Source organism: Pseudomonas sp. NPDC089569, assembly GCF_050280625.1.
Taxonomy (GTDB): domain Bacteria; phylum Pseudomonadota; class Gammaproteobacteria; order Pseudomonadales; family Pseudomonadaceae; genus Aquipseudomonas.
In genome coordinates, this window is sequence record NZ_JBNNVQ010000011.1 from 1 (window position 1) to 15818 (window position 15818).

General features: G+C 52.7%; 14 protein-coding genes. 7 read left to right on the forward strand and 7 right to left on the reverse strand.

What is annotated here, in order from left to right; genetic code table 11:
- On the forward strand, nt 1-194 hold a 194-nt coding region (locus ACQKP2_RS07645), incomplete at its 5' end, for a hypothetical protein (protein ID WP_427575654.1).
- 152 nt (nt 195-346) lie between these two features.
- Here ACQKP2_RS07645 and ACQKP2_RS07650 read toward each other — a convergent pair.
- Entirely contained in the window at nt 347-1396 is a 1050-nt protein-coding gene (locus ACQKP2_RS07650) for an aldo/keto reductase (RefSeq protein WP_427575741.1), read from the reverse strand.
- A 158-nt stretch (nt 1397-1554) separates the two neighbouring features.
- Between ACQKP2_RS07650 and ACQKP2_RS07655 the strand changes: the two genes are divergently transcribed.
- From ACQKP2_RS07655 to ACQKP2_RS07670, 4 genes are all read left to right on the forward strand, one after another.
- On the forward strand, nt 1555-2454 hold the full coding sequence (locus tag ACQKP2_RS07655; RefSeq protein ID WP_427575655.1) for a LysR family transcriptional regulator: 900 nt from the start codon (nt 1555-1557) through the stop codon (nt 2452-2454).
- A 1286-nt stretch (nt 2455-3740) separates the two neighbouring features.
- Nucleotides 3741-5585 carry a transposase gene (locus ACQKP2_RS07660; RefSeq protein ID WP_427575656.1) on the forward strand — a complete coding sequence of 615 codons (1845 nt, stop codon included), beginning with the start codon at nt 3741-3743 and terminating at the stop codon, nt 5583-5585.
- A gap of 30 nt (nt 5586-5615) precedes the next feature.
- The gene (locus ACQKP2_RS07665) at nt 5616-6491 is read left to right on the forward strand and encodes a TniB family NTP-binding protein (protein ID WP_427575657.1); all 876 of its coding nucleotides are present in this window, start codon (nt 5616-5618) and stop codon (nt 6489-6491) included.
- A 7-nt stretch (nt 6492-6498) separates the two neighbouring features.
- Complete coding sequence (locus tag ACQKP2_RS07670; RefSeq protein WP_427575658.1) at nt 6499-7614, forward strand: TniQ family protein; 1116 nt, start codon at nt 6499-6501, stop codon at nt 7612-7614.
- A gap of 272 nt (nt 7615-7886) precedes the next feature.
- On the opposite strand, the gene ACQKP2_RS07675 is transcribed toward ACQKP2_RS07670, so the two are convergent.
- Complete coding sequence (locus ACQKP2_RS07675) at nt 7887-8321, reverse strand: hypothetical protein (RefSeq protein ID WP_427575659.1); 435 nt, start codon at nt 8319-8321, stop codon at nt 7887-7889.
- Nucleotides 8322-8407: 86 nt separating this feature from the next.
- Here ACQKP2_RS07675 and ACQKP2_RS07680 point away from each other — a divergent pair, with 86 nt between their 5' ends.
- Entirely contained in the window at nt 8408-8734 is a 327-nt protein-coding gene (locus tag ACQKP2_RS07680) for a helix-turn-helix domain-containing protein (RefSeq protein ID WP_427575660.1), read from the forward strand.
- Nucleotides 8735-8781: 47 nt separating this feature from the next.
- Here ACQKP2_RS07680 and ACQKP2_RS07685 read toward each other — a convergent pair whose 3' ends face one another.
- On the reverse strand, nt 8782-9918 hold the full coding sequence (locus tag ACQKP2_RS07685; RefSeq protein WP_427575661.1) for a site-specific integrase: 1137 nt from the start codon (nt 9916-9918) through the stop codon (nt 8782-8784).
- Between the two features lie 78 nt (nt 9919-9996).
- Here ACQKP2_RS07685 and ACQKP2_RS07690 point away from each other — a divergent pair, with 78 nt between their 5' ends.
- Complete coding sequence (locus tag ACQKP2_RS07690; RefSeq protein WP_427575662.1) at nt 9997-11013, forward strand: DNA-binding protein; 1017 nt, start codon at nt 9997-9999, stop codon at nt 11011-11013.
- A gap of 1129 nt (nt 11014-12142) precedes the next feature.
- Here the strand turns inward: ACQKP2_RS07690 and ACQKP2_RS07695 are convergent.
- Genes ACQKP2_RS07695 through ACQKP2_RS07710 form a run of 4 tightly spaced genes read right to left on the reverse strand, consistent with a single transcriptional unit; the run spans nt 12143 to nt 15780 of the window.
- Nucleotides 12143-12352, reverse strand: a complete 210-nt coding sequence (locus ACQKP2_RS07695) for a hypothetical protein (protein WP_427575663.1) — start codon at nt 12350-12352, stop codon at nt 12143-12145.
- A gap of 49 nt (nt 12353-12401) precedes the next feature.
- Entirely contained in the window at nt 12402-13307 is a 906-nt protein-coding gene (locus tag ACQKP2_RS07700; RefSeq protein ID WP_427575664.1) for a plasmid partitioning protein RepB C-terminal domain-containing protein, read from the reverse strand.
- Nucleotides 13307-14218 carry a ParB/RepB/Spo0J family partition protein gene (locus ACQKP2_RS07705; protein WP_427575665.1) on the reverse strand — a complete coding sequence of 304 codons (912 nt, stop codon included), beginning with the start codon at nt 14216-14218 and terminating at the stop codon, nt 13307-13309. The genes ACQKP2_RS07700 and ACQKP2_RS07705 overlap by 1 nt, the downstream gene beginning before the upstream one ends.
- Nucleotides 14215-15780, reverse strand: a complete 1566-nt coding sequence (locus ACQKP2_RS07710; protein WP_427575666.1) for a recombinase family protein — start codon at nt 15778-15780, stop codon at nt 14215-14217. The genes ACQKP2_RS07705 and ACQKP2_RS07710 overlap by 4 nt, the downstream gene beginning before the upstream one ends.
- Between the last annotated feature and the right edge of the window lie 38 nt (nt 15781-15818).

The window sequence follows — 15818 nt, forward strand, 5'->3', positions numbered from 1 at the left end:
GCCCGATTGCCTCGCCGGATGTGATCCAGTGGGCGCCGGGCCTGCCGAAGACGCGTTCGGGCAAGATCATGCGGCGGATTCTGCGCAAGATTGCCGCTGCTGAATATGAAGGGTTGGGGGATATCTCCACGTTGGCCGATCCAAGCGTCGTGCTGCACCTGGTCGACACGCACCGGAGCATGAGCGCTGCCTGATCATCTAAGAGCCGACCGGTACGAAAAGGAGGGAGTTATCCAGGTTATGGCGTGAAATCTGGATATCGTCCGGTCGGCGTCGAGTGATGCTTAACCTTAAACCGCAGTCTGTTCTGGAAACCTGATGGACAACGGCGAACATCGCTTGATTCTTAAGCGTCTGCCGAGGAATCCTTTGGAAAACGCCCGGACGTCTGATGCTCGATCATCCAGCCCGGGTATTCGTCAGGCAGCTGGCTGATAGCATTCAGGCGCGTGATTTCCTCGCTCGACAACTCGATTTCGCTTGCGCGAAGATTCTCATCGAGTTGTTCAACCCGTTTTGCGCCAACGATGACGCTTGTCACGTGGGGTTGTGCAAGCAGCCACGCCAACGCGACCTGCGCCACCGTTGCACCGCGCGTTTCGCCGATGGCGCGCATTTGTGCCACGCATGCCCATGCGCGGTCCTTGTCTATGGGCGGGAAGTCGAAGGTTGCACGACGCGAGTTTTGGTTTTCAGGTGTTCCAGGCCCAAACTTCCCGGAGAGCAGTCCACCGGCCAGCGGCGACCAGACTAGCAGGCTCAGCTTTTCGTCTACGGCCAGAGGCACCAGTTCGCGTTCGATGTCTCGACCGGCGATCGAGTAGTAGACCTGTGCGGTTTCCAATCGCGCGGTGTTGCCCGATGCGCTGAGTCCCAGCGCTTTGCCGATCTTCCCGGCACGCCAGTTCGATACGCCGGCATATCGAACAAGGCCCTGGCGAATCAGGTCGTCAATTGCGCGCAAGGTTTCTTCGATCGGAGTGACAGGGTCATCGGCGTGGATGTGATAAAGATCGATGTGATCCGTTTGCAAACGCTCAAGGCTGCACTGCACTGAGTCCATGATGTGACCGCGAGAGGCACCCTGGTCGTTCGGCCGGGTCCCCACTGGAGCAGAGGTCTTGGTGGACAGTACGACGTCACTTCTTTTGATATCAAGATTGCGCAACGCCTGCCCGACAAGGCGTTCGGATTGTCCGAAGGAATATACATCCGCGGTGTCGATAAAATTGATGCCGGCCTGGACTGCGTGACGGATCAAATCATCCGCCTCCGGTTGACCCAGACCACCAATCGCCTTCCAGATACCGGCGTCGGCATTGCCACCGAGTGTCATGGTCCCAAGGCAGAATTCGGATACGAAGAGGCCGGTACGCCCCAGTTGCTTGTACTTCATCTGATCGTCCTCATCAAAATATGAGGTTGCTCGAACAACGTGGTCCATTGTTCCAGCCCCCTGCTTTACACTGGCGCACGGTAACCCGACACCCACAGTTGATAAATCTGCACAGGGAAAACTCATTGTGTCGGTTACGGTGAACAATCGAGGGGATGATGCAAAGTCTTGAGACCATTAGGATTTTTGTGAAAGTCGCAGAGATGGCGAGCTTCACTCGGGCAGCCGAGAGCCTGAATATGCAAAAAGGGCGAGTATCGATCGTCATTCGAGAACTCGAGACTAAGGTGGGTGTGCGCCTTTTGCATCGAACGACTCGCAATGTGCATCTGACCGAAGACGGCAAGAGTTTCCTCGCTCGGGCACAGAATCTGCTGGCCGATTCTGACGAGCTTGAATCGATGTTCAATGCCAGCGAGATGAAAGGAACGCTACGGATTGATCTGCCAACCGAGGTAGCGCGCAGCACGATCATTCCGTGTTTACCTGCATTGATGGACAGTCACCCACTGCTGGAACTTGAACTCTCTTGCACTGACAGGAGAGTCGATCTCGTTCAGGAGGGCTTTGACGGCGTACTGCGCATCGGTCAGGTCGGCGATGAGTCACTGGTGGCCATCTCTCTTGGACAGTTGCGCATGTGCAATGCGGCCAGTCCCGAGTATCTGCGACGTTACGGAATACCGCTCGAGATCAGTGATCTTCAGGGGCAAGGGCATCGAACGGTGCACTACACACGAAGGTTTGGTACCAAGCCGGACATGTGGGAGTACCCGCTTGGCAATGACTACGCCACCTTGAGTCTGCCGGGCCGACTGCACGTCAATAGCGTACAGGCCTACCATGCTGCCGGATTAGCGGGCATGGGGCTGATACAGGCGCCTCTTTCCGGAATCGGTCATCACCTGGCAAGCGGTGCGCTGGTCGAAGTGTTGCCGGATTTTCGCGCGGCGCCCTTGCCGGTTTTCTTCGTTGTTGCGCATCAACGAAACCTGTCCCGCCGCCTTCGAACCCTCGTTGCATGGCTGGAGCAGGTGTTGGAGCCGTATCTGGATTAGATCGTACCCATGGCTGATTTGACGCTCACGAATATCGATGCCGCAGCGCATGGTGTTGGGGGGCAGGGCAGGGGGAACGCGTGAAAGAGCTGACGTTGACGCACTCAAATGGATTCCAGTTCTGCTTCGCTGCGCCCAATAGCTTGGAATAATGAGTAAGTACGAATAGGCATGATTGAATTAAAACAGTTAGATCTCGGTCGCCTAGTCATCGGGGTAGTTGACTTTGACCACTCTGAATACAGCCATTTGGTGGAAAATTGGATGCCGTGTACAAAAGGGTTAGTTGAAGACGTCAAAAAATGCTGAATTTACGCAGTTTGGTTTTCATGGAGGCAGCGAGATCGACAACTCAACTAAATGAACGTTTAGTTTAGTTATATTTATTGACTGGTCAATTTGTACCTCGAAGGGGTCTAAAGTGCCGGTTTTCAATTGCTGGCGTCGCTAAAGATGTTAATGAAGTAGATTCTTAGCATGCTGTAAATCTGATTTTTACCTTGTTAAGTAAGGTGATTTACAAGGTAGAAAGCTGATTTACAACGGAAACGCACCAGCACGCACTGATGCTTTTTACTGAACCCAATCCTGGGGCAACCACCAGAGTGCCTGGTGACTGCACTGGCTCTGTGACCATTATCAGAGTCGAATTCCGCAGTCATTAATCCTTGCCACGAGTGACAGTCCTTGAAATCCGAGCAGTAGTAAAGCGCTGAAAGTTGAAGAATTTACGCAAGTAGCATGAACCTTGTTAGAACCATGAGCGTTCAGGCGACAACCGGACAACCGAGCTGTAAGAATATCCGCGAATAAAAGACATCAGGCTCGATTTACACGATTACTTCTGAGGGCTCCGGCGTTTGTCTTTTTCGTGTATTGCAGTCCTTGAAATCTGCGCATCAACACCATGCTGCAGGCTTCAGATTTCACACAGCGTCGTCTTGGAGATAGACCGGCGCGGGCCCAGCAAGTGAAATCTTTAAACTGAGACCACGAGGACCAATGGAGACCAAAATGAGCATGGGCATGGTATGGGGCACCAGCGCAGATCATCGAGCGATCATAATGACGCTGAACTCATCAGACAGAATGCGAACGCAGCGTTAATGGCGGCATGGTTTGTAATCCACCATTGTCACGATTTGTTAAATCAGCGACGCCAATATTCAATTGAAAAATAACGTTTTTTTCGATTCTTCTTTCTGCATTACTCTCTAAATCTGGATTTTTTCGCATATTTAGCTAGATTTTAGCCATGTTTCGCATTTTTTGTTATGGGTGAGGCCATGCAAGGAATCAGCATAAAACCTGGCGTTCTAGTGCTTGCTGGTAATAAGCAATTAGAAATCATCGATTCGGTTTCTTCGAGCAAGATACGGGTCAGGGACCTCTTTACTGGGGAAACGCTGCTGATTTCACCAGGAGATATAGATTTTGAGATCAAAAAAAATACATTGTTCTCAAACCCTGATTCCGGCCAGTCCGAAAGAAATTCTCTCATCGAAAGTGCGAGCGAAGCTGATATCCAATTGGCGTCAGAGCGCTATGACGTGCTATTGCCGATGGCCGGCAAACGGCCGCTTTCTAAAACAGACGTGACTCAATGCACTGAAGCACTCAAACTCAGTGCGTCCCAAGTGTATAGACTTCTGGATAGACTCGATATCAATATAGGTGCATTGAGTCTGCTTCCGCAGCGCCGAGGACGGGTAAAAGGGACAAAACTAATTGAAGCTGACGCCGAGGATATTATTCAAGAAGTCATTGAAGAGTTCTACACCGGCCCTGGAATTACCTATCAGGTGATTATCGAAAAAGTTATAGATCGATGCTCTTTAAAATGTATTTCGCCCCCAAGTGCAGCCACCATAGCCAGTAGACTAAGGGCAGTGAATCCACGAGCGCTACTGGCAAAAAAATACGGAAGCAAAGCCGCGAGTCAGGAGTACGAGGTTCGTGGAGGAAAGGTTCTTCCTGAAGAGCCCCTTGAACTGATTCAAATAGATCACGCTGAAGTTGATTGCATCATTGTCGACAGCGAGCAGCGGCGGTCATTGATTCGACCGTGGGTGACACTTGCAATTGATGTCTATACACGGGTAATTCTTGGGTTTTATTTATCCTTATGGCATCCATCGACAATGTCAGTGGCCTTGTGTATTTCCCACGCGATCTTGCCAAAGGAGCGTTGGCTGAGGCTAATTGGCATGCCGGATGGGGAATATCCGTTCTATGGAGTTCCAAAGCGGATACATGTCGATAATGCCAAGGAGTTCGTATCCAAAAATCTACAAGATAGTTGCCGAAAATATGGCATTGAATTGACCTGGAGACCCAAGGGAATTCCCTACAATGGAGCGCATATTGAGCGCTACGCAGGTACTTTGATGACTCGGGTGCATTTGTTGCCGGGCACAACCATGTCCTCGACAAAAACTAAACGTCAATATAAAAGTGAGAAGCACGCCGCGTTGTCATTTTTCGAACTCAGAGAGTGGATCACTCGAGAGATCGAAATCTACCATAAAAAAACGCAATCTGAACTCGACTGTTCACCTTTGCTTATGTGGGAAAAGCACTTTCAAAAAAAAGATGGAAGCTTCTCCTATCCGCCCATCATTGATGATCAAAAGCGTTTGCTAATTGACTTTATGCCAGTTAAAAGGCGAGTGCTCGGTCGTGCGGGGATTAAACTAAATACAATTGAGTACTATTCGCCAATTTTGAAGCATTTCAATATCGGTACGAAGTGTATAGTGCGTTACGATCCTGAGGCCATAAACAAAATTTGGGTGTTGCCCACAGGTGAGCAGAATTACATTGAAGTAGGGTACGCTGACCTTAGATTGCCAAACACATCATTATCAGAGTTTAAGCGAGCAAGAACTAAGTTAAGAGCTGATAGTGAGCGCAGGGTACCCGCCGCCGAAGTTTTCAAACTGATCAGGAAGAATGATGCGCTTGTGAGCCGTGCAGTCGCGGTTAGTAAGGACATGCGTAAAATAAGGGAGCGAAAAAAGGCGCGACTGACCGATCCAGCCCACCCGTTGAATGAGGAAAATATACAACCGGACACGTCTACCTCTCCAGACTACAGCGTGCAGCCTCAGCCCTATGATATCGAAGAGTAGAGTTCCAAACCGATCACAAGGTGAGCATCGATGAAAGTCAAACCGAACTTAGAGCATATTGCCCCGTCGCATCGAAAGACGGCACTCCTGGATGACAAGCAGCGAATCGTCAGCATCTATACGGATCGTTGGATAAACTATCCTGAAGTGAATTCGATCCGGTCGGTAGTCAGGGCGGTATATGAAATGCCCCGCAATATCCAGGCGCAGTGCATTTTGGTTTCCGGCCACTCCGGTATGGGCAAGACCAGTCTTTTCACTCGAATAGAGTCAGATATAGAAACACTCCGGAAGCGTGATCAAAGTCACGGTGGTTGTATTTCATTCAGCATGCCCGCAGATCCCACTTTTAGCGGCTTTGAAGACATTGTCGGTGAGGTACTTGGAGTGCCCATTGGTAAAATACGCAACGGTGTCATACCTAAGACGTTTAGCCGACTTGCCCACCTGAGAAACCTCCGCATGATAGTGATTGATGAAGTACATAATCTTCTCAATGCAAGCAGGATGGATCAGCGTAAGAGCCTTGCCTTATTAAGGGCAATCAGTGGACCTCCCTTGTCGCTTTCGATTGTTGCACTCGGCATTGATGATGCCGAATTTGCAATTCGAGGAGACGATCAGTTAGATCGACGCTTTCAAATATATAATTTACCACACTGGAAAGAAGATGAAAAATTCAGGTCTTTCTTGGCGGCCTACGAGAGTATTTTGCCGTTAAGAAGGCCATCGGAACTGTCGCGGAAAGACAAGGTTAAGTCTTTGCTCGGTTCGTCTGGCGGCATTACAGGTAATATTGTTAAGCGAATTACTCGCGGAGCAGTGTGGGCGATTTTGGATAGAAAGGAGGCAATAGACTTGGAGTGTTTGGAAAAAGCCGCCGATATCCCACCTTATATTGAGTGATAGGATCGTGAGACGTAGCGCGCTCTACAGGGGCTTGCTGAAACCATTGCCTCAAGAGGCTTTGTCGTCGTGGCTTGTGAGAGGTGGGCGATCGAAAAACTATCTTCCCTTTTTACGGGCTACCGAGTGCCTCACTCGGCATGGTGCCATAGACGCGGACGCAACACTTAGCGCTAAAGTTGAGGGGAATTTATCCAAAACCCTCGGCCTTCCGGTTGAATGCTTTCAGCAATCATTTCCTGCACCCAGTGACTGGCTGAAAATGCCACCTTTTAGACGTAATCAAGTCTGTGAGCACTGCTTGTATGACGATTTTCGCACAGATCGGCATCCGGCGCTGAGAAACACCTGGTTCTATTGGTGGTTTAACGTCTGTCCGGTGCATGGCTGCCTCCTATTAGAAAATATGAGTTCACTCCCTCCGGAAACAGGCTTTTCTGCTTCAGACGCGTTGTTTGGTCTTCTCCAGCGGGATGTGCTGATGGACCACCTGGAGCATCTGGAGCATCGGTATGCGCCCTGGTATACGCCAACCACTCCTTTTCCTTGGCGACGAATGAATCAGGCGCTCGTGCCGTTCAAAAAACTGCGGGCTATGGCATTGTATTTTCAGCATTGGTATCTGCGATCATTAAAGCGAGGAGAGTTTGTTATTGGCAACATTCGTATCGCGGCAACTATCGATGAGTGGCATCTGTTTATGGGAGATCTTTTGGCGATAATTGGTAAAAAGCGAAGTTATCCATTCGATCGAAAGTCGTACATCGCTCGACTGCTCGACCTCAAGTCTTGGTCGACCCTGAGCTCAAGCTTTTCGCCTGCCGGGGGCTGTGAACCTTTTCTCTGTGTAGATATAGGTGAGCATCCCCCTAAAATCCGTATGGCCATGTTCGCCCTGCTGGGCTTGTTTTTGAAATTGCCAGGATGCGTACGCGTATGGCAACTCGGAAGAGACACAATGCTCGATGACAGGTATATTGAGCGATTTTGGCGTGGCATGCACAGCGATGCGGATCGACAGCCCAGTTATTTGCAGTGGTTAAAACAACGCGCAACTGGTTGGAATCCTTCAATTAAGGAGCACTTTCGTTACTTGCTGAATGATCCATCAGGGCGTGTCTAGGCAAATGCTCCGCTAGGTCAGGTAAAACGTTCGCCGTTACCAGTTCGTGACTGGTTGAATTGACATGAGATGTGACGCTGTCGATCAGAGCTGTAACTGAAGCTTTGTTACAACCGGTAGCGGAGGTGTTGACACACTCTGCACTTAAGTAACTGTAATATTTATGCCATTGCGCCTCTACCAACCCGATCTACGATCCATAAAAGCGATGTGTTGAGGGGCTGAAATACGTTAGCTGACACGACGGTTATTTTGGAGCTGCAGGTTTGGGGCTATGGTGTCTCCTCATAAATACACCTTGGTTTGAGCCCTGTACTGCGAAACAGATCCAAACCATTAAGCGTGTACGTTCTGCCACCCTCTATTTCGATCCGGCAGGTGAGGACGGTGGATGTGTCAATTGGGTTGGTGTGCACGCGTAGCACGCGTTCCATGCGCCAATGCTGTGAAAGATTCATCAGGGGTGGGGTGACCATCATTACCGAGTGAACGGAAGTGTTATCCGGTAATTGTCCGAGCAGTGCGTCCAGTTGCGCTATATCCGCTACCAGTAGTGTGTGGCCAAAATCAACTCCGTCTTCGCACAGTCGAAGACTCACATAAAACCAAGGGGTTTCCAGGTCGCGCTCGATCACGCCCCAGCACTTGATTGTTCGGTCAAGAGGTGCCGTAGAACGGCGCTCCGCAGCGGGCTGAGTAAAAAACATTCGAGACTCCTCGCAAAACGAACCCTATAGATTGTAGTCCTAAAGTATTCAAAAAGGCTTCATCGTTCCTTTTGTGAGTCGCACAAATGGACATGAGACAAGCCTTCGGTCGGGCGCTAAAGGCTCGGCGCCTGCAGCGTCAACTGACTCAAGAGGATTTTTCGGACGTGAGTAGCCGAACCTATCTGAGTACATTGGAGCGCGGCATGAAATGCCCAACGCTGGACAAGGTGGTTGAACTCGCTTCGGTCCTTGGCGTTCACCCCTTGACTCTGATCGCGGAAAGCTTTGTGGCGCTCGACTCTCATCAGAGTCTGGAGTCCCTATTGGCGCGCGTGCAGATGGAGGCACAGGAAGCAACGGGCGTCCCCCGCGTTTCCCAACCTATCAATGCCATGCAAGCTGACACTTAGTGGCCTGCAGCAGAGTATCGCTAACAAAATACGTCGCAAATTGGCTGTTAGACACAATTGTCAGACGCCGCGGTTGTTTCAACATTCCCTGCATTATTCTCAGCAGTCGCCATCAGTGTCGTGGCACGGCTACTGAGCAATGAGCCTGCCTGAAAATACCCCATCACTGTGCTCACACTGCGGTGTTCGGTCATGGCCATGACTTCGCCCAAGGGGATGCCCTGGCGCCCGGCCTCAGTGACGAAGCCGGAGCGCAGGCTGTGTGCGGCCCAGTCGCCCTTCAGTCCGGCGAGCTGGGCCCGACGCTGCACGATGCGCGCGATTTGGTCCGTCGACAGGCCCTGAGTACTGACCTTGCCGCCCTTGTACAGCCGCCGAAACAGCGGGCCGGCGTCGGCGGGGGCGACCGCCAACCAAGCGGACAGAGCCTGTGCCGCCGGCCCGCGCAGCGGCTTCTCACGGCGGACGCCACCGGTGTCGGTCTTGGTCGCACCGAGCACATACAGCCAAGTGTCGGCATCCAGTTGTCGGACATCGCCCACCTGCAGGCCCACCACTTCTGAGCGCCGCCGTCCGCCGCCACTCCAGGCCAGCAAGAGCAGGGCGCGATCGCGCACGCCGCGCATACCGTCGCTGCAGGTGGCGAGCAGCGCCTGCAACGGTTCAAGCACGATCGCAGTCTTCTTGCGCACCGAAAGGCCTTGGCGGGCCTGGGCCTTGCGCGCGTCGCGCAGCAGGGTCTTCAGCGCCGGCGCCTCGCAGGGACTGTCCCACTCCTTGATCCGGTGCCACTTACCCAGCACCGAAAGGCGGTGACTCACGGTGTTGAACGCCAGTGGCCCCAACTGGGCTTTGACCCTGGCAGCGACCAGCGCCGCATCGATCGACGGCGGCAGCAGGTGGACCCAGGTACCGTTCTCCAGGGGACGGGACAGGTGGTCGAGGACAAACTGAATCGCCACCGTCGGCGGCAGCGGGGCGTCACCGAGGACCTGGCCGTAACGCAGTTGCAGCCAGGCCGACCAGTAGGCGAGGGCGCTGCGGTAACTGCGTACTGTATTGGCCGCCGTGCCGGCGGCGACAAAGGCGGCAGCCGCCTCCTGGGCGTTTGTAGCCAGGACATGCAGGTCGAGCGGGGTTTCGTCGACCAGTGGCAGTTGATCTGTAATATCTATTACGTTCAACGTATAATAATCCCATTATTCAAAATATAACGTCGGATAATCTTTCATTATCAGACCTAATATACCTGGAGAGCAGCCATGGCAGTAGGGGTGCCGGAACACGAGGTGTTTGCCGCGGCGGATGCGGTGTTGGCCCGCGGCGAACGGCCAACGGTGGAGCGCGTGCGCCTGGAACTGGGCCGCGGCAGCCCGGCGCGGGTCGGCGCGTTGCTCGATCAGTGGTGGGAGCAGCTGGCCGGGCGCTTGCGCGGCGAAACCCGTCTCCCCGGGTTGCCGGCGGAAGTCGCGCAAGCCTTTGTCGCCATCTGGCAGCAGGCCACCACGTTGGCCCAGGGGGTGGTCGAGCAGTCGCTCGCCAGTCAGCGCCAGGTACTGGCCGATGAGCGCGAGCAGCTGGCTACGCAGGAGGCGCGGATGCGACTGGAGGCGGCCCAGGCGCGCCAGCAGAGCGCCGAAGCGCTCGCCGCACGGCAGGGTGCCGAGACCCGCTTGGCCGACCTTGAACAACTGCTGGCCCAGCGGCAGGTGCAGATTGATGATCTGCGCCAGCAGCGAGAGGAACTGCTCAGTCAGCGCGACGGGGCGCACCTGCAGTTGGCCGAGTTGCGCCAGCAGCTACAGGACGGCCTGCAGCAGGCTGAGCAGGTGCGGCTTGAGCAGCAGCACTACACCCGCGACGTGGAGGATCGGGCATTTCGTGAGATTGATCGGGCCCGTGAAGAAAGCAAAACGGTAAGTGCCCAGCTAAAGGAGGCCAATGGCCGATTGCAGGCCATGCAACAGACGCTGCTTGCGAGCCAGCATGACCTTGCTGAGTCCCGCGAACAACGCGCTACCGCTCAAACTCAAGTCCTCGCCCTGCGCGACCAGCTGGAACAGTACCGCCAATCGGGTGCTGACGCAGTGGAACAACACCACGTCCTGCAACAGCGCCTGCAGCATGCCGAAACGGAGTTGGCCAACGCACGTGTACAGACTGCTGCAGCGCAATCCCGCGCGACAACGTTGAGTGAGCAGTTGGCTGCGGTCAACCGCAGTCCGGCCGCCGCAGTGCGCCCGCGGCGACCGCGCACAGCGCCGCAGGAAACGAGTTAAAGTCGGCAAGTGCTGCCCATAGCCGGCAGTGGAGATAGAGTTAGGTCAGGCTTGGAGTATCTGCATTCGAGTTGCGTCGACCGGTGGAACCCACAGCCAAAAGCGGTCACTCCGCTTCTCTGGGCTCCGAGTGGACCGCTGCAAGCAGCCTTACCCCCAACATCCTACGCTGGGCCGTGCCATTTGTTTTTTGAAAGAGATTCGCTTTCTCTATTTCATACCGAGCCAATGAACTTGTGATGTAGTCATCCAAGCTCTTCATCCACTGGCCGCTGCTGCAAAAGGAAAAGGCTTTTCCCTAACCCAGGATTACTCGGTCGAGATTCTGTAGCGCGCCAGAGTAGGACTCCTTTGGGGATATATCTCTGGATTCGACACTGAATTTCATCATGCGTATCGCCATCGAGCCCCGTTTATTTTTGATGCCTCCGTAGTTCGTAGGGGTACGCAAAGAGATCCCAATGGCTTCGAGGAAGTACGGAATCGGTCGACGCAGCAAAAGTGAATGGCCAGAAACGGCGAATCCCGCTCTAGGCGGGATTCTCAGCCGTCGATTGTATGCGTTCGACGGGGCAGGACGCTGTTACCTGGCACTGGGCCATCTGATTTTCATCAGAAGCGGGGTGCGATCCGAAAATCCCTGTAACCACCCTGTAGTTCACGCCTAGGCGCAAATGAATAGTAGTCAATCAATAATCACTGTGTCTATCTGCTGTCACCATCTTGGATGACCTAGATCACCCCGGTCACCCCTCAGCCTCCGGTCAGAACTGGCCCTCACAGCGTCCAATTCATCGGCCAAGTTAGCAGGCCTATCAGGCGCTCATACAGGGTCAAAAAATGCTGCTGGGCGTCCAGGACACGCTCTACCCGGCGCTACTGCTCTGCAGCGAACAAATCGCGTAAGCGCTTGGCCTGCACTTTGATGGTTTCGCGGCGTGTATTCGGTGCAATAGTTTTCTCCAATGCCCCCAAAGAGCGCCATTGGTAGGCCGTTATTGGCGGGCTTCTTCCGGTATCGATCGGCAGGAGTCGGCCAAAAGCTGCCCTTCGTGAAGGGCAGAGATAGACCCAAAGCAAGCATTCATGACAGGCATCTGTTGAGCAGCAGATGTTTGTTTCTATGTAGTTACTCCGGCGTCATGAGCACGGCAAGAGTCATTTTTATAAACTCCTCGTTTCGACCAATAGCCTCAAGCGCACCCCGAACGTTGCCCGATACTTCACTCGCACCACGCTGTTCTGCCCATAACGTGAGCTCCATGATAGCGGCCTCGAGGGCTAGTTGGTTCTCGTTAATTTTGAAAAGCAGGGATGGGAGCAGGTCTGCGTTGGACATCTCGATTCCTCCGTGGAAAAGATCAGCGTAGTCCATCAATGCCGTATTGTTATTCTCGCTCTAACTGGCGGGCATCTGATGTCACCGCCTCCATTATTGAAACCAGTTCCTCAAGCAGTACTGCGTAGTGGTGTGTCAGGTAGAGAGCAATGGCTTGATTTCGAAGAAGACGCATGAGGTACCCTTTGGCCACAACCAATACCAGCATCGTTTCACCCAAGGTATCTTCGACTTGTTTGTAGTCGTGTTGCAGGTTTTCCATTTCCCGCTCCATGCGTGCAATGTCCACTGCACTAATTTCATTGGTTGGCTTTTTCTTTTGTTCAATCAGCATCTCAGGACGAGAGGCTGCTAACACCATTTGAGCGTAATTCCTGGTGAAGCAATTGGCCGAGATCATCATTTCAACCGTTTCGATCTGCCGAATCGGTTTCATCTGACGTAGGCAGCGAAATACTTCCTGCGACACCATGCGAACCTTTAGCATCTCCGCCGCCTCTGGTGCGATGCCCCGCAGTAGATTTTCTCGTGCGTGGACTCGATCCACATTGATCCCTAGCACTGTTGCAATACGAGAGGCTTCGATACCCTTTTTCAACGCAGAGACGATCATTTTATGTTCTTGTATCGGCGTTAGTCGGTTGATTTGCCGGTTGTAGGTAAAACCCTCGTCATCCGTAGAAATCAGACAAAGGGCCTCAGTCGCACCGAGTGACTTGAGTGCTTCAAGTCGAAGGTGTCCGTCCAACAGCATGAACGAAGATATCCCACCAGCGATGACCTGCTTGGGATGAACCACCAATGGTTCAATCACGCCTAGCTCTTTTATCGAACTCAAAATGCTTGCGTATTTTTTACTACCTGACATCAGGTGATCGACCTTCCGTGATGGAAGAATCAGTTCCACTGGAATCGCGATGACACGTTGCTCAAAAGCCTGCTTGATCTCAGCCATCACTGCTTCTCCCCAAATATTCGATCTGCGAGAGGCTTGGGTAAATCGGGGATTTCTTCGTTGCGAAGCAGGGTGCTGAAGTAGTCGTCGGCCATTAATTTTCGCATGGCCGTAACGATGATCAGCAGCCGTTGCTCGTTGATGTCCGACTTTTTGATCATGATTTTCTGGCGCCGCACTTCCTTTTGATAAGTGTTAAGGAGCTTCTGAGGTGTTGTTTTCTCCGTGCTGACCGGCATTTGTCCATACTGCTTGCCGAAGATTTTCCGTCTATCAATCAAACGGCGTACCTTCATCAGCTGCTCGCCTTTCAGTAGACCGCTTTCGTAGGCGTCAATCATGGCTTGTTGGACTTCACTGTCCTTAGAACGGGCGATGTCTATGGCCAGTTTTATGGACAGCCACCCTTTCTCGACTGCAGCAATAAGTCGCTCCTCTCCTTGGCGTAACAACACTAGAATTCCTTGGATGTAGCCACTATCGAGGCAAGTTTTTCCGGCTATCTGCTGACAGGTATAGCCGCGTTCCGAAAGAATTTGGATCGCAGTCAAAAGCTCGCGATTGGAATGTTTCCTGCGCGCCAGGTTCTCCACGAGACCGATCAGGTATCGATCCGCCTCGCTAGCACTCACAACGATGCAGGGTATTTTTTGCTCACCTAATGCTTGAAATGCCTCAAAGCGACCCTGGCCACAAACGATCTCAAACGCCTCAGTGCCGCTGGTCGTGGGAGCAACCGTGATCGGACGCTTAAGGCCTAAGGCTGAGATGTTCTCGACCAATTTGGCAAAGACTTGTTTGTTACGTGCCCGGGGGTTGAGTACACGGATGTCGTCCAATGGAATGAGACGAATCGTCGACTCCTCCGCGACATGCATCCGGGCTCTGTGAGGGGTTTGAATTACTGTCATGCCACCCTCCTGTAATCAGCACGGCGCGTCAGTTCCGAGAGGATGTCCAATGTCTCGAACCGGTAAATCTCGAGACAGGCCTGATTGTTTTCCGTCAGACGTAAGTGTGGGGATGCCATGTCGATGGTGGGCAGGATGTAGTAGTCCTGAGCTTCTTCTTCGAGCTCTTTCATTCGTACGGCGACGGTCAGGTCAGGATTCAGGCCTAAATCGAAACGAATGTTCCAGCGTTTATAGCCAGCGATTGAAACCTGGCAGCGACACAGTACGAGAGAAATGGATAACTCCTGGTTAACCAGCATGAGGGCGGTGTGCGGATCAACCGTAACCTCGCCACCCACTTCTGCTATTTTCAAAATGGTTTGCTGAAGCAGCTTAGGGTGCATCTCGCGAAGTCTTTTATTAGCTTCGATGTACTGGTAGTCGCGCGCAGGTGTGTAACCGATTAGGGCATAACAGCGAAGCAAGCTTCCAAATCGATGCTGGTAGGCACTACTTGAAGGACACCCCTCTGCCTCATCAATGACAAGACCCGACAAAAAACCTCGACGTTCATAGATGGCCTTCAATACGTGCAGCATTTCCTCATCGGGCATTCGATATGAGCGCGCTTGGATGATCGACTGGGCGGCTTGAAATAGGATCGAATTGACGATAGGGCTGAAGGCACCATTCGCCCGAACCCACTCTTCAGGCGGATTTTGGGTTCGCGTCTGTTTAAGTTTGAACGAGCGATGGTTCCACACGTTATTGCCGACGTACTTCTCGTTGATTAGTACTTGGTGCACGGCTCCCCTAGACCATTTTCTAGAACGATCATTGAGTACGCCTTTAGCATTTAACCAATCGGCGATCTCACGCTCGCTTCTGCCTTCCTCCACGAACAATCGGTATATGTGCAAGACCATTTCGACTTCGTTGGGTGGGCCTGGAACTAAAATTACACGGTCTGTTTGAATGCTTTTATGTTCACCTATATTCAGTTCGTTTTTGGGCGACCCGGTACTGTCGATTAATTGCCGCCTGAGTCCAAATCCTGCTGGACCGCCCTGACGATAACCGAGCTCAATGAGACGAGATTGTCCTGCAAAGACCTTCACAGACAGTTCCCGGCTGTACTCACCAGCCATCATCCGCTTCACGCTTTTGACTATGTTGGATACCGGCGAACCATCGTTGGTGAACTGCTCCGCACAGTACTGAACAGAGACGCTTGCTTGGCGACAGCGAACTTCATAGCTGGCGCTGACGTCTGGATCTTGGAAGCGCCCCCAGCGGCTAACGTCATAGACCAGAACTGTTGAATAGTCGGCACGACCACTCTCCACGTCGAAGAACAGTTGCTTCAGCGCATCTCGACCCTCCAAGCGAAGACCACTTTTACCCATATCCGTGTAGACCTTAACGATCTCAAGGGCGTGGGTAGCCGCATAAATGCGAATGACGTCGAGCTGATTTTCGGTCGAGTACTGCTGGTGCTCAGTGGACATGCGGACGTACGCGGCTGCCAAGGTCGTGCTTGATCCATTGTGATCATCACCCGCGCCAATGAGCGTGTGCATCGACAACATCCTCAATCTAACCCACGGCTAATAGGGCG